This window comes from Nocardia sp. NPDC049190 (assembly GCF_040648115.1).
Lineage (GTDB): Bacteria > Actinomycetota > Actinomycetes > Mycobacteriales > Mycobacteriaceae > Nocardia.
Genome location: NZ_JBEZDE010000053.1, coordinates 1 through 13,759, shown reverse-complemented (window position 1 = coordinate 13,759; position 13,759 = coordinate 1). Strand labels below are relative to the sequence as shown.

14 protein-coding genes are annotated in these 13,759 nt (G+C 67.4%); 9 read left to right on the top strand and 5 right to left on the bottom strand.

Annotated features, from left to right (window positions below):
• Positions 1-391: 391 nt before the first annotated feature.
• The 4 genes from AB0B25_RS28890 (at position 392) to AB0B25_RS28875 (ending at position 8,041) form a co-directional block, all read left to right on the top strand.
• Positions 392-2,968, top strand: a complete 2,577-nt coding sequence (locus AB0B25_RS28890) for an AAA family ATPase (RefSeq protein ID WP_357186005.1) — start codon at positions 392-394, stop codon at positions 2,966-2,968.
• Positions 2,969-3,351: 383 nt separating this feature from the next.
• Positions 3,352-6,750, top strand: a complete 3,399-nt coding sequence (locus tag AB0B25_RS28885; protein WP_357186002.1) for an error-prone DNA polymerase — start codon at positions 3,352-3,354, stop codon at positions 6,748-6,750.
• Between the two features lie 78 nt (positions 6,751-6,828).
• Positions 6,829-7,854: a DUF4349 domain-containing protein gene (locus AB0B25_RS28880; protein ID WP_357185999.1), complete on the top strand. Its 1,026-nt coding sequence runs from the start codon at positions 6,829-6,831 to the stop codon at positions 7,852-7,854.
• Positions 7,811-8,041: a DUF167 domain-containing protein gene (locus AB0B25_RS28875; protein WP_357185996.1), complete on the top strand. Its 231-nt coding sequence runs from the start codon at positions 7,811-7,813 to the stop codon at positions 8,039-8,041. Before AB0B25_RS28880 ends, AB0B25_RS28875 begins: the two co-directional genes overlap by 44 nt.
• Positions 8,042-8,092: 51 nt before the next feature.
• Here AB0B25_RS28875 and AB0B25_RS28870 read toward each other — a convergent pair whose 3' ends face one another.
• Together AB0B25_RS28870 and AB0B25_RS28865 are read right to left on the bottom strand one after the other, a co-directional pair.
• Positions 8,093-8,557 carry a tRNA (cytidine(34)-2'-O)-methyltransferase gene (locus AB0B25_RS28870; RefSeq protein ID WP_357185993.1) on the bottom strand — a complete coding sequence of 155 codons (465 nt, stop codon included), beginning with the start codon at positions 8,555-8,557 and terminating at the stop codon, positions 8,093-8,095.
• 9 nt (positions 8,558-8,566) lie between these two features.
• Positions 8,567-8,884 (bottom strand): hypothetical protein, encoded by a 318-nt coding sequence (locus AB0B25_RS28865; RefSeq protein ID WP_357185991.1) that lies wholly within the window; start codon positions 8,882-8,884, stop codon positions 8,567-8,569.
• Positions 8,885-9,029: 145 nt separating this feature from the next.
• On the opposite strand from AB0B25_RS28865, the gene AB0B25_RS28860 reads away from it, so the two are divergent.
• From AB0B25_RS28860 to AB0B25_RS28845, 4 genes are read left to right on the top strand one after another with little or no spacing between them, the layout of a single operon-like run.
• Positions 9,030-9,422, top strand: coding sequence for a hypothetical protein (locus AB0B25_RS28860; RefSeq protein ID WP_357185988.1), 393 nt, complete (start codon positions 9,030-9,032; stop codon positions 9,420-9,422).
• The gene (locus AB0B25_RS28855; RefSeq protein WP_357185985.1) at positions 9,412-10,299 is read left to right on the top strand and encodes a hypothetical protein; all 888 of its coding nucleotides are present in this window, start codon (positions 9,412-9,414) and stop codon (positions 10,297-10,299) included. Before AB0B25_RS28860 ends, AB0B25_RS28855 begins: the two co-directional genes overlap by 11 nt.
• Positions 10,296-10,745, top strand: a complete 450-nt coding sequence (locus tag AB0B25_RS28850; RefSeq protein WP_357185982.1) for a roadblock/LC7 domain-containing protein — start codon at positions 10,296-10,298, stop codon at positions 10,743-10,745. Before AB0B25_RS28855 ends, AB0B25_RS28850 begins: the two co-directional genes overlap by 4 nt.
• Before the next feature lie 29 nt (positions 10,746-10,774).
• Positions 10,775-11,146, top strand: coding sequence for a hypothetical protein (locus AB0B25_RS28845; RefSeq protein ID WP_357185980.1), 372 nt, complete (start codon positions 10,775-10,777; stop codon positions 11,144-11,146).
• 296 nt (positions 11,147-11,442) lie between these two features.
• Here the strand turns inward: AB0B25_RS28845 and AB0B25_RS28840 are convergent, their stop codons facing one another.
• A complete protein-coding gene (locus tag AB0B25_RS28840) occupies positions 11,443-11,853 on the bottom strand; it encodes a hypothetical protein (RefSeq protein WP_357185978.1) in 411 nt (136 codons plus the stop codon).
• Between the two features lie 185 nt (positions 11,854-12,038).
• Between AB0B25_RS28840 and AB0B25_RS28835 the strand changes: the two genes are divergently transcribed.
• A complete protein-coding gene (locus AB0B25_RS28835; RefSeq protein WP_357186035.1) occupies positions 12,039-12,311 on the top strand; it encodes a DUF3017 domain-containing protein in 273 nt (90 codons plus the stop codon).
• Between the two features lie 30 nt (positions 12,312-12,341).
• Here the strand turns inward: AB0B25_RS28835 and AB0B25_RS28830 are convergent, their stop codons facing one another.
• Together AB0B25_RS28830 and AB0B25_RS28825 are read right to left on the bottom strand one after the other, a co-directional pair.
• Positions 12,342-13,502 (bottom strand): homoserine O-acetyltransferase, encoded by a 1,161-nt coding sequence (locus tag AB0B25_RS28830; RefSeq protein WP_357185976.1) that lies wholly within the window; start codon positions 13,500-13,502, stop codon positions 12,342-12,344.
• Positions 13,499-13,759 (bottom strand): PLP-dependent transferase (locus AB0B25_RS28825; RefSeq protein ID WP_357185973.1); only part of this gene is annotated, 261 nt, incomplete at its 5' end. The genes AB0B25_RS28830 and AB0B25_RS28825, both read right to left, overlap by 4 nt.

Below are 13,759 nucleotides of genomic sequence, written 5' to 3'. Positions count from 1 at the left end.
CGACGACATGCTGGTCGACACGACCAGGTGGCGAGCGGTACCGACCTCGGAGGCCACCACTCGATGTGGTCGAGAGCCGACGGGTCGTCGCAGCGCTTGCCACCACCGCGCCGCCTCGGGCCCGAGCAACATCAACCCGCCGAGCAATAGACAACACACCACGCTCGCACACCTCCCTGCCGCTCGCTCTCTCGTACGCGTCGACGCACACAGAGTGATTGCTTAGGTATCGAGTTCTGCATCGGTATGTCGCAGGAGTCGGTGACCTGAGCGTCGTTGTGCGCCTGGAAGATCGATCACGGATGCGCGTCGGCGAACGGCCGGCGTCTCGGTAATCCCCACGTGAAGTTTTCCAGTCGCGATACTCTGGTGAGCCGATATCGTCAGAGGTATGGCTGCGGGTTATCGCGACGAGAGCGACGTGACAGCGCCATCGGACGACTTCGTGGGGCGCGAGAACGAGCTGGATACGATCATCACGTTGCTGCTGCGCCAGACCCGATTACTGACATTGATCGGCCCCGGCGGGATCGGGAAGACCCGGCTGGCTGCACAGGCGTCGCGACTTCTCGAGAAAGCGCGCCACACCCCGGTCCATTGGGTCCGGCTCGCCCGTTTGGCCGCCGACAGCAGCGCGGCGGCGGTGGAGGAGGAGATCACGAGGTCGGTTGTCACGACCGACTACTCGGATCGCTCGATGTGGGAGGCGCTGGTCACCGCCCTGGCCAAGACCGATGCCAGAGGCAGGGCCGTGCAGACCGTGCTGGTCGTGGACAACTGCGAGCACGTATTGCCCAGTATCGGCAGGGTGATCGCTCGAATGCTCGACGCGATACCGGAATTGTGCATAGTGGCCACCAGTCGGGAGGCCATCGGCTGGGTCGACGAACGCCTTTTCGCGGTGCCTGCCTTGTCACCGCACCAGGCGCTGAGTTTGTTCCGGTATCGGGCTGAACTGACCGGCCACCCGATCACCGGTCCAGAACAGGCGGCCCTGGCTGCCCGGATCTGTCAGCGCATGGATCATCACCCGCTGTTCATTCGTCTGGCGGCCGGTCACCTGGTGCGCCAACCGCTGGCGATGATCTTGGGGCAGCTCGGTGGAACTCTGCCGAGCGACCGCCGGTTGGACTGGGCGTCCGGACCGACGCTCGGTGGTGAAGAGCGCCATCGCAGTATCAACGACGTCCTCAGCTGGTCCTATGACTTGTGTCAGGAGAAGGAGAAGCTGCTCTTCGATCGAATGTCGGTATTCGCCGGAGGCTATGACACCGGCGCGGACGTCGCGAGCGCAACGGCACCCGCCGTCGGCGCCGACTTGGACGCGATCCGAGTCATCTGCGCCGGCCCGAGCCGCGACGGTGGTCCCGGCGCCGCCGATGACGGAATCGGCCTCGTCCCGGACGAGATCGAAGATCTGTTGGGGCGACTGGCCGATCAGTCGTTGGTGTCCCGGCACCTCACGACGACCACCGTCCGTTATTCGCTGTCGGAGAATCTTCGCGTGTACGCGCAGCAGAAGCTGAGTGCGCGATCGGCCGATGGGATAGCCGAGGCTGCTTGGCTGGCCGAACGTCATAGCGTCTATTACCGCGACAAAATCCTGCATGCGGCGGCGAGCTACTTCGGCCCAGCGGAAGGGGACCTGATCGACTGGGCATCCGCTGCGTGGAACAACATCATCACCGCGATCGAGCGCAGCCTCACGCCCGGCGGCAGCGCGCATCGTGGCCTGGAAATCTGTGTCGGCCTGCTGGTCCTGCGGCTTCCCTTCGTCACGGGCTCGTTCCGAGAGATACGCCTGTGGACCGAGCGGGCACTGGTCGCGACTCGTGCGCGGTCGTCGCAGCCAGGCGACCTACAGGTGACCGCGATGGCCTTGCTGGTGTGGATCATGTTGTGCGTGGGCCAAATCGAGGATGCCGAACAGCTGCTCGAGGAGTGTGTCCAGGGATGTCTGTCCGATCCGGGGCATGCTTGGCGCGAGGCGCCCGAGCGGGACCTCGGTCTGCCCGCTGTCGTGGACTTCGCCCTGGGCGTCGAACTCATGGTGGTCCGGAAGGACCCGGTTGCCGTCACGGTACTGGAACGCGCCCGCGAGAAGTTCGATCATGCGGGCAGCATGTCGGGGGCGGTTCCGAGTGAGCAGTTCGCGGCACTCGCGGCCAGTCTTCTCGGTCCCCCCGCGCAAGCGCACGACCTGGCCTGGCGATACCTGGAACGCACCACGGCCGCGGGATCGACCTGGACCAGATTCTGGGCGCAACTGACGTGGTCTATCGCATTGACGAGGCTGGGCAAGCCCACCGAGGCGCTCGCCATTCAGCGCTCGGTGCTGGCGAATCTGGTGCCGACCCGTGAACAGTGGGGTGCACTGTGGGCGGTCGAATTTCGCGCGTGGTCACTGGCGCGAATCATCAGCGAACCCGCGAGCGGTCCGGCCGATCGGCGCGCGGCCACGGCAACGGCGACCGAAATCGCTGTGCTCGCAGGCGGTACGCGGACGCTTCGCACCGGGCTCGGTGTGGATATCGATCAGCTCGGGCCATTCGCAGATCTCGCTGCCGAAGCTGTCCGGACAGCTGAGAAAGTGCTCGGCCCGCAGGCATACGCTGGCGCCGAAGCACGGGGATCGGCGCTGCGGCCAGAGCTGAATGAGGTTCAGCACCTGGCTATGGGCACACTGGCGATAGGAACGCGTCCCACACCGGTCGGCGGTATGGGCGCCGAGCACGCACAGTGGCTCGCCCTGACCGTCGCCGAGCAGGAGGTCGCGGCGTTGGCGGCCGAGGGGTGGACGAATTCGGCGATCGCCGCCCGGCGTGGCACGTCGCGCCGGACCATTGACGCACAAGTTGCGACGGTCCTCCAGAAATTGCAGATCACATCGCGTGCCGACATCGTCCGATTCGTTCCGAAGCGACAGGGTCGACGAGCAGATGCGAAGAACAAGGCTGAATCCCGCTGAAGGCGCGCTAGGTCCTCTCGGCTGGCCACAGACGCCGCCCGGACCGATTTCATAGGGGCCCGGTTCATCGTCGAACGGATGTGACAACTGGCATCCCCCTTCGGTGCCGAAAGGCCCGACCTGGCCAACCAGTCGAAGTGCGGATGCGGCGGGTCTCGGTTTCGCCGGCGGACTCACCCGGCGCATCCACCGGGGATAGGCATCGGCTCAGCGGTGATGGGTGTGGCACGGGGCGAACGTTGTGGCCGGTTGAATCCTTGATTGTCGGTCCAGGGAGCTTCTGTTCCCTTCGCGAACTCGGTGCGTAAGCCGAGCGACCCTGCCGGGAACCTTGACGCGCAACTACAATATCGAATGTGTGTTCGAGTGCGAGGAGGTGTGGGGTGGGTTGGAGCAACGGGCCGCCGAGCTGGGCGGAGATGGAGCGGGTGCTGTCCGGGCGGCCGGGACGGACGGATCCGGAGGCGATGTATCCCGGTGACGGCGGTGACAGTCCGGCATGGTCACGTAAGCGCGGAGCGTACCGGCCTGATCCGGTGGAACGCCCCGACGAAACGCCGGTGCCGTATGCGGAACTGCACACGCATTCGGCCTACAGCTTCCTGGACGGTGCGAGCCAGCCGGAGGAATTGGTGGAGGAGGCGGTCCGGCTCGGCCTGGAGGCGATCGCACTCACCGACCACGACGGCTTCTACGGCACGGTCCGCTTCGCCGAAGCGGCCAAGGAGTGGGGGATGCCCACGGTCTTCGGCGCCGAACTGTCACTCGGCGCCCCCTCGCGCGCGTCCGCGACCGAACGCGAGCACGCCGCCGCACCCGACTCGGCGCCGCGCACCGGGTCACCGGATCCGGCCGGACCGCACCTGCTGGTACTGGCCCGCGGCAAGGAAGGCTACCGCCGACTGTCCCGTGCGATCGCGACCGCCCACCTGGCCGCGGGGGAGAAGGGCATCCTGCGCTACGACCTGGACGCGCTGACCCGCGCGGCCGAAGGGCACTGGCACATCCTGACCGGCTGCCGGAAGGGGCACCTTCGCCAGGCACTGGACTACGACTTGCGCACGGGGAATACGCGTCTCGCCCACGCGGAGGCCGCGTTGCGCGATCTGATCGAACGCTTCGGCGCCGACCGGGTGAGCGTGGAACTCACCCACCACGGCATCCCGGAGGACGACGAGCGCAACGCCCACCTCGTCACGGTGGCCGATCACCTCGGCCTGCCCGTGCTGGCCAGCACCGGAGCGCATGTCGCCGCGCCACGCCAGCGCAGGCGCGCCATGGCGCTCGCGGCGATCCGAGCCAGGCGGAGCCTGGACGAGGTGGCGGGCTGGCTGGCACCCGCGGGCGGTGCGCATCTGCGTTCCGGGGCGGAGATGGCGCGGTTGTTCGCCGACTGCCCGCAGGCGGTGGCGAACGCGGCGGCGCTGGCCCGTGCATGCGCCTTCGACCTGAAGTTGATCGCTCCGAGACTGCCGCCGTTCGACGTGCCTCCCGGCCATGACGAGCAGTCCTGGTTGCGGGAACTCACCCTGGCGGGCGCGGCGCGGCGCTACGGCCCTGCGAAGCTCAACCCGGAAGCGTATGAGCAGATCGAGCACGAGCTCGCGGTGATCAACGCCCTGGAGTTCCCCGGTTACTTCCTGGTGGTGCACGACATCGTCAGTTTCTGTCAGGACAACGACATCCTCTGCCAGGGCCGTGGTTCGGCGGCCAACTCCGCGGTCTGCTACGCGATCGGTATCACCAACGTCGACCCGGTGCGCAACCGGTTGCTGTTCGAGCGCTTCCTCTCTCCGGAGCGCGACGGCCCGCCCGATATCGACGTCGACATCGAGTCGGACCGCCGTGAAGAGGCGATCCAGCACGTCTATACCAAGTACGGGCGCGAATACGCCGCGCAGGTGGCCAACGTGATCACCTATCGCGGCAAGTCAGCGGTACGCGATGCCGCACGAGCACTGGGGTTTTCGCCCGGCCAGCAGGACGCGTGGAGCAAGCAGGTGAGCCGCTGGGGCGGTATCGCCTCGTCGGCGTTCCCGGGGGGCTCCGTGGGGACGCGAGCCGCCGCCGAGCCGGACACCGACATTCCCGCCGAGGTGCTGGCGCTGGCTGCCGACATCGAGGGACTGCCACGGCATCTGGGTATCCACTCCGGCGGCATGGTGATCTGCGACCGGCCGATCGCCGACGTCTGCCCGGTGGAGTGGGCGCGGATGCCCGGCCGCAGCGTCTTGCAATGGGACAAAGACGATTGCGCCGCCATCGATCTGGTGAAGTTCGATCTGCTCGGCCTCGGCATGCTCTCCGCGCTGCACTACATGATCGATATGGTGCGCGAGCACAAAGGCGAGACCATCGAGCTGCACGCACTCGATCTGGCCGAACCCGAGGTCTACGAGATGCTGTCGCGTGCGGACGCGGTGGGCGTTTTCCAGGTCGAGTCGCGAGCGCAGATGGCGACGCTGCCTCGGCTGAAACCGCGGAGGTTCTACGACCTGGTGGTCGAGGTGGCGCTGATTCGTCCCGGCCCCATCCAGGGCGGCTCGGTGCACCCCTACATTCGCAGACGCAACGGGACCGAAGACATCGTCTACGACCATCCGGCACTGAAGAATTCGCTGGAACGCACCCTCGGTGTGCCGCTGTTCCAGGAGCAGCTCATGCAGATGGCCGTCGATGTCGCCGGATTCACCGCGGCGGAGGCCGATCAACTGCGCCGCGCCATGGGTTCCAAACGGTCTCCGGAACGCATGGAACGGCTCCGGGACCGGCTCTACCATGGCATGCGCGAACTGCACGGCATCACCGGCGAGGTCGCCGATCGTATCTACGAGAAGCTCTACGCCTTCGCCAATTTCGGTTTTCCGGAGAGTCATTCGCAGAGTTTCGCCTCGCTCGTCTTCTACTCGGCCTGGTTCAAGTTGCATCACCCCGCCGCCTTCTGCGCGGGTTTGTTGCGAGCCCAGCCGATGGGCTTCTATTCCCCGCAGTCCCTGGTTGCCGATGCCCGCAGGCACGATGTCGTGGTGCACGGCCCCGACATCAACGCCAGTCGCGCCGAACCCACCCTCGAGGCGAAGGGCGCCGAGGTGCGTCTCGGTCTCGCCACAGTCCGTCATATCGGCACCGACCTCGCCGAACGTATCGTCGCCGCCAGGGGCGAGCGGGCCTACACGTCCTTCCTCGACCTGACCGGGCGGGTGGAACTCACTGTCGCCCAGGCGGAATCCCTCGCCACGGCCGGCGCACTCGGTAGCCTCGGCGTCACCCGCCGCGAAGCGCTGTGGTCGGCGGGGGCCGCCGCGGGCGAACGTCCGGGCCGCCTGCCCGGTACCGGCGCGGCCGTTACCGCGCCGGCCCTCCCCGGCATGAGCGATCTGGAAATGGCCGCTGCCGATGTCTGGGCCATGGGCGTCTCCCCGGGCAGCTACCCGACCCAGTTCCTGCGCCCTCGGCTCGACGCCCTCGGCGTGATACCGGCTTCCGGCCTGCTCGCCGTCCCCGACGGTTCCCGAGTCCTGGTGGGCGGCGCGGTAACTCACCGACAGCGGCCCGCCACCGCGGCGGGCGTCACCTTCCTCAATCTGGAGGATGAAACCGGCATGGTGAACGTCGTCTGTTCGGTGGGCTTGTGGACCCGCTATCGGCGTCTCGCCCAAGGCGCGCCCGCCCTGCTCATCCGGGGTCGGGTGCAGAACGCCGAAGGCGCGGTCAGTGTCGTCGCCGAACACCTGCAGCGCATGGATCTGCGGGTCCAGTCGACATCGCGCGACTTCCGCTGATTAGAGAAGTGTGAGAAGCGTTCTAGAGAACGATTATCCGGGCCTGCTCGCCCGGCGCGAACGGCTACTGTGCGAGCCATGAGGAAGCTAGCTGTGCTCGGCATCGGCCTGCTGGGGTTGACATCGCTCGTCGGCTGCGGAGGCGAGGCGACGAAGCCCGCGCCGGACCGGTCGTCGATGATCGCCACCGCGCCCGCCCCCGCGGCCGCGCCCCCCGGGTTGCGCGAACAGGCGCCCCCGAAACGGGACGACAACTCCGGTGGCCAGACCGTTTCCGCGCGAAAGGAGGTCGTCACCGGCAGCGTCGAGATCACCGCCGACGCACCGATCGAGGCGGCGGGCAAGATCGCCGATCAGGTCCGTGCGGCGGGCGGCCGGATCGACAGCCGCACCGAACAGCCCGGCACCGACACCAAGCGCGTGCCCGGCTCGGGCAGCGGGCCGAGCGCCACTCTCACCGTGCGGGTGCCCGCCGACAGAGCCGAGGCGTTCATCGACGGGCTCGGCAGTGTCGGGCGCATCACCCGGGTCAGCACCACCCGCGACGACGTGACCATGCAGTGGGAAGACCTGGACGCCAGGATGAAGGCCCTGCAGGTCTCGGTCGACCGGCTGCGCGCACTCATCGCGGGCGCCACCAACACCGCCGACCTGCTCAATGCCGAGCAGGCGCTGTCCAGCCGCCAGGGCCAGCTCGACAGCCTCACCGCGCAGAAGCGTCATCTCGACGACCAGATCGCGCTGTCTACGCTGACCATCGAGGTCACCGCCGACGAGAGGCACTCCGGCGGCGGCGCGCACAGTTTCTGGGACGGCATGGTGTCCGGCTGGAACTCCTTGGTGTCGTGGTTGCAGGACGCGGTGGTGTTTGCCGGCAAGGCGATTCCGTGGCTCGGCTTCGTCGCGGTGATCGCCGCGGTGGTGTGGGCCATCGCGCGGCCGATATCACGGCGTAAGAAGGCCGGGCCGGGTCCGGTACAGTCTGCGCCTGCTCCCGCACCGGAGGCGGAGCCCTCGACCGGCGTCCCGGGCGGTGCGGAGACCAGCGCGGGAGAGACGGGTGCCGACAGTAGTAAGCGTGACGATCACACCGAACAGCCGTAAGGGCCCGCTGGTGGAAACCCTCGATGACGGGAGCCTGCGGCTGTATGTGCGGGCTCCCGCTGTCGAGGGCAAGGCCAACAAGGCTGCGATCGAATTACTCGCCGTGCACTATGGTGTGCCCAAGTCCGCGGTCCGGCTGGTGGCCGGCGCGACCTCGCGCTTCAAACGGTTCGCGATCGATGACTGACCGCTGACCGCTGTCCGGTTTCACCGCCGGACAACGCTTTTCGCACCTTGATCAGACGCCGCCGGGAAACCCCAGCTGGCGCCACGCCTCGTACACCGTCACCGCCGCCGCGTTCGAGAGATTCATCGACCGCCGCCCCGGCAGCATCGGGATGCGCAGCCGGTCGGTGACGTGCGGGTCGGTGAGCACTTCCTCGGGTAGCCCGGTGGGTTCGGTCCCGAAAAGCAACACGTCGTTCTCGCGATAGGCCACGTCGGTGAACCGGGTGGTGGCCTGCGTGGTGAATGCGTAGACCCGCTCGGGCCGCAACGCCTCCCACGCAGCGGCCAGATTCGCGTGCACCGTTACCGAGGCCAAATCGTGGTAGTCCAGCCCGGCCCGCCGCAGTTTCGGCGCCGAAAGGTCGAACCCCAGCGGCTCGATCAGATGCAGCTGGCATCCAGTGCCCGCGGCCAGCCGGATCGCGTTGCCCGTATTCGGCGGGATGCGCGGCTCGTGGAACATCAAGTGGAACACAGAAGCCAGTCAATCAGGTTCTCGCACGGCCGAGTCGCCGGCCTCCCGATCGATCAGCACCGGATCGTTGTGCTCAGTGCCGGGTAGCCGTTGGCTCGACGCGACGCCGCGGTCCCTCCCGAGCTGGTCGCTCACGCGGTCGCGCGAGTCATCGTGCACCGCTTCGGCATTTCGGCGTGCCCGTACGGGCAGGTGCTGCCTCGCATCCGGCGTCCCGGCGCAAGTCCGGAAGTTCTTGTCGGGCAACTCCGGCGCCAGCCCGCGCGCCGCGGCAGACGGTGCGACCCGGGCGACACGCTCACGAAACGCCAGGTCCGCGAAGAACATTGAAACCGACTAGTCCTCTTGTTGCCTTTTCCAGGGGAAATGCCTTTTTTACTACGACTTTCCGGTATTTTCTGTACATTCACTGGGCACAGTGTGTAGCGTCTGGTTCGCAAAAAATCTCACAGGATAGGCAGGCCAGGACGCGGTGACCGATATTGACGGCTGTCTGCACCGCATCATGGACATTCCCGGTGCGCGCAGTGTGACGTTGGTGGACGGAGCGAGCGGTCTGGCGATCGCCGCTGCCGGTCGACACGATCTGGTGGACCAGCACGAGGACGCCGCGACCACCACCGACGTGGTCCGTGCGGTACTCGGGTGCGCGGCACTGGCGACCGGCCACGACGATGACGACGTCACCGAGATCATCGTCTCGGGGACTCGCGCCTATCACCTGTTGTATCTGGTGAACGGCGACTTCGACGGTCGGCTTTTCGTGCACGTTGTGTTCGACGGTGACACCGGGAATCTGGGGATGGCGCGATTCCAACTCCGGGGAATTCTGGGCGAATTGGCTGAGGACGGTCATGGGCGTTGAGCTCGCGGTCGAACTCCAGCGGCTCGAGAAGGAAAGATGTACCGGCATGTTGCGCACGGGCGACGGCGCGTTTCATCTGACCGAAGGCGCGATCGCCTCCGTCGACTGCCGTCGCGCGACCGGGCTGGACCGGCTCGTGGTGGCGGCGGGCGTGGCGACCACCGAGGATTGGCAGCGTGCCGCGGCCGGCGATCCCGGCCATATGCTGGGACGGCCGCGGCTGGAAACCCTGGTATTGCTGTCGGTATTCGATGCCGCCTATTTTCTGCTGGCCTCGTCGTCGGTCCCCGAATTCCAGCCCGCGCCGCCCCACTGGCTCGCCCCGATCTGCCAGATCACGCCGCGCGCGCTCGTACACGAATGCACGCGGCGTGGCGATCCGGAGTCCGGGCCGTGGCCTGCCGAGTTGGTCGATCGCGCCCCCGTTGTGCCGGTTCACCGCGTGCGGCGACGGCGCGTGGTGCTCACCGGGGGACAGGCCGAGGTGTTGGCCGCCGCGGACACTCGGCGCAGCGTCACCGGGATCGCACGCGACCTCGGCCGAACCACCTATGGGTGCCTGGAGGCGGTACGGGATCTGACCGCGGCGGGGCTGATCGAGCCGGCCGTCGCGGCGCCTTTCCCCGTCGTGAAAGCCGAACCCGTGCGCACCGAGCCGGTGCGCACCGATCCAGCCGGGGCGGTCCGCGCACTCGCCGAGTCCAAGCCGCTACCTCGACGCGGGCGGCACAGGTCTGAGCCGGTTCCCGATTCGGGCAGTTGGGAGCCGATTCCCCATTCGGGTCGGTGGGAGCCGATTCCCGACTCGGACAGTTGGGAGCCGGTCGACAAGGCGCTGCTTCTCCGCCTGCAGGCGGCTTTGGAGGAGCTGGCGTGACCGCACGGAGGAAACTGCTCGGTCACGCACTGATGGGAAGGTTGACCAAGGTGCCGATGCCCCAACCCGAACCGAACGTTGTGGTGCTGACGGAACTGAAGACACTGCGCGATCGCGTCCCGCACCTGACCGGCACGCTGGTGGCATCCAGCGACGGGTTGCTCATCGCCCACGACCTGCCCTCGAACATCGAGCCCGGCGGGATGGCCGCGCTGGCCGCCTCGCAGCTGGCGCTGTCGCATCGGCTCGCCACCACCGCGCACGGTGGTGGGTTCCATGAGGTCGTGGTGCGCGGTACCGGCGGGCACGTGGTGGTCTACGCGGCGGGTTGGGCCTCGTTGACCGTGCTGGCGAGCTCGGAGGTGAACGTCGGTCGGCTGCATCTGGAGTCGCGCCCGGTGGCTCGCACGATCGCCGACCTTCTGACGGTCCCCGAAAAAGACTAGGCAACAAACACCTACGGAAAGGAACATATATGTCCAACCTGGATTTGGCGCTGAAAGAAATGATGGCGATCGACGGTGCGATCGGAGCCGCCGTCGTCGATTACAACAGCGGCATGGCACTCGGTTCGCTCGGCAGTTCCAAGACCCTGGATCTTCAAGTCGCCGCCGCGGGCAACACCGAGGTGGTACGGGCCAAACTGCGCACCATGGAGCAGCTCGGGCTGAACGAGGGTATCGAGGACATCCTCATCACGCTGTCCGGCCAGTACCACATCATCCGCCCGATGACCGGCCGCAAGTCCCACGGCCTGTTCCTCTACCTCGCTTTGGATCGGGCGCGGGCGAACCTCGCGCTGGCCCGCCACCGCCTCAAGGGCATCGAGGAGGACCTGGAGGTGTGACCCGCTCGGTGGAGGCGCCGGGCGGCGGGAGACTCCCCGCTCGGCGGCATCACCGGCCACCGCACCGCGGATGCCGCCTCACCGACAGCAGCCGTGCGCGGGATGCGGTTCGACGAAGCGGAGGCCGCTGTCGCCGAACGAGGTCGATCCGCATGTCCCTCAGTACTCTTCGAGTAAGTCCAGAAGCTCGAGGCCCGGCCGTATACGGCCGACCACATCGGGATCCCGTGGGCGCACGTATGCGTCGCGTCATCGGCAGTCAGCACGTCATCTCCGGAAAAGCGGCCTCGGTTCGGTCAATGCGCGTCGGCGCGAGACAGCGCACTCCCGTGCGTACCCGAGCTGGGGACGAGTAGTGGTCCGCCGTGTAGTTCGAGCAAGTCCAGGCAGCGCCGATGATCTACGTCGTGGTCGTCGAGCACGGCGACAAGGACTCTGTGCCGCAGGCGAATACTCGGCTCGCCTTCCACGTTCCGCGCCGAAGATCTTTTTTCCCGCGATCTGACGGCGAGATCGGGCTCCGCGTGCGTCGAACCCTCGAGCGAGAGCCGGCCGCGCTGGTCACCGATCGGCTCGCCCGCGGTCCCCGGCTCAGCGGAATCACCGACGACCAACTGCAGCGCGACAGCACGCAGTGCCTGTGCCTGGTCCGGAGTGAGCCGGTCGACCAAGCTGTGAAGGTCGTCGTAGTCACGCGCTGCGGTCATGGCATCGATCCTAGTGAACTCGATTGATTCCACCGCAGCGAAACGGTCCGCCACCAGTCATGTCGTCGCCGAAACGGCGAATCCACCGTCGGCGGCAGGGGGTCGGCCACATCTGCAAGAATCGAAGCGTGCCCGACGCCGACCCGCCCATCGCCCAACCACGGTCCGCCAGCCGCAGCCTCGCCATGCAATTCCTGCGCTGCCATCTGCCGATGGTCGTCGTCTCCCTGGTCATCGCGGTGGCGGTGGTGTTCGTCGCCTCCGACCGGTGGCGGCGCGGCGCGCTGTTCTTCGGTGGTGCGACGCTGCTGGCCGCGGCGTTTCGCCTGTGCCTGCCGACCGCGCGCGTCGGTTTGCTCGCAGTGCGTAGCAAGCCCTTCGATGTCGGCGCGCTGACCTTGCTCGGTTCGAGCATCGTGTTTCTCGCTGCCACGATCAATACCCTCGGCGTCGGCTAGCGATCGCCGAACCACCGAGTCGACGGCTGCTCAGCGTTCGGACCGCAGACCGTGGCGCGCGAGTCGCATGGTCTCGGTCAGCAGTTTCGACACCGCGGCCGCCTCGGTGAGGAAACCGTCGTGCCCGTCGCGCGAGTGCACGATTTCGAGCCCGTCGCAGCCGGGCAGCAGATCGGCCAGTTCCTGCTGGGTCCGTAGCGGATACAGCCGATCGGAGTCGACACCGCCGATCACACACGGCACCGGTGTGGCCGCGAGCGCTGTCGCGACGCCGCCGCGTCCGCGTCCGACGTCATGGCGGTTCATCGCCTCGGTCAGCAGCACGTAGGTGGCGGGATCGAAGCGCTTGCACAGCTTCTCGGCCTGGTGGTCCAGGTAGCTCTGCACCGCGTAACGTCCACCGTTCCAGGGGTTCTCGTCGTCCTGGGGCTTGTTCTCGAACCGATGGTCGAGTTCGGCCTCGGTGCGGTAGGACAGATGCGCGATGCGCCGGGCGATGCCCATCCCGACCAGCGGCGGGCGGCCGGTGTCGTGGTAGTCGCCGCCTTGCCAGTCCGGGTCGGCTTTGATCGCCGCGATCTGGGTGGTCTGGGTGCCGATCTGGTCGGCGGTGGCGCGAGCGCCGACCGCGAGGACCAGGGCCGCGCCGACCCGTTCCGGTGCGCCGACCATCCACTCCAGCACCCGCATACCGCCCATCGACCCGCCGACCACGGCGGCGAGCCGCCCGATGCCGAGCAGGTCGAGCAGCGCGGCCTCGGCGGTCACTTGGTCACGGATGGAGATCTCCGGAAACCGTGCGCCCCAGGCTTTTCCGTCCGCGGCAAGGGTGGTGGGCCCGGTGCTGCCCATACAGCCGCCCAGCACGTTCGTCGCGATCACACACCATTCGTCGGTGTCCAGCGGCGCCCCCGGCCCGACCATGCCATCCCACCAGCCGGGCAGCGGGTGGATGCCGTCGGGCTTACCGACAACGTGCGAGTCACCGGTCAGCGCGTGTTCGACGAGCACGACGTTGTCCAGCGTGGGCGAGAGTTCACCCCAGCGCTGCACCGCCAACTGGACGTCCGGAACGACGGCGCCGCTCTCCAGCCGCACGTCTCCGATCGGGACGGTGCCCAGCCGCCCATCCGGGGGTGGCAGTGCTATGTCGGACGAGCGGGCAGTACTCGATTCGGTGCTCACGGTCACGTCGTCGCAGCCGCGAAGCCGGCACGCAGGTCGGCCAGGATGTCGTCGATACCTTCGATGCCCACCGCGAGGCGGACCAGCCCTGGGGTCACCCCGGAGGTCAGTTGTTCATCGGGTGTCAATTGAGAATGCGTCGTCGACGCGGGGTGGATCACGAGAGAACGCACATCCCCGATGTTAGCCACATGGCTGTGCAGGGCTAATCCGTCGACGAACTTCTTGCCCGCGTCCACACCGCCACGCAGCTCGAACGCGAC

Coding starts and splice junctions, on each gene's coding strand:
- AB0B25_RS28890 (WP_357186005.1), top strand. CDS start 392: ATGGCTGCGGGTTATCGCGACGAGAGCGACGTGACAGCGCCATCGGAC.
- AB0B25_RS28840 (WP_357185978.1), bottom strand. CDS start 11,853: ATGACCGCAGCGCGTGACTACGACGACCTTCACAGCTTGGTCGACCGG.
- AB0B25_RS28855 (WP_357185985.1), top strand. CDS start 9,412: ATGGGCGTTGAGCTCGCGGTCGAACTCCAGCGGCTCGAGAAGGAAAGA.
- AB0B25_RS28865 (WP_357185991.1), bottom strand. CDS start 8,884: ATGTTCTTCGCGGACCTGGCGTTTCGTGAGCGTGTCGCCCGGGTCGCA.
- AB0B25_RS28880 (WP_357185999.1), top strand. CDS start 6,829: ATGAGGAAGCTAGCTGTGCTCGGCATCGGCCTGCTGGGGTTGACATCG.
- AB0B25_RS28845 (WP_357185980.1), top strand. CDS start 10,775: ATGTCCAACCTGGATTTGGCGCTGAAAGAAATGATGGCGATCGACGGT.
- AB0B25_RS28835 (WP_357186035.1), top strand. CDS start 12,039: ATGCAATTCCTGCGCTGCCATCTGCCGATGGTCGTCGTCTCCCTGGTC.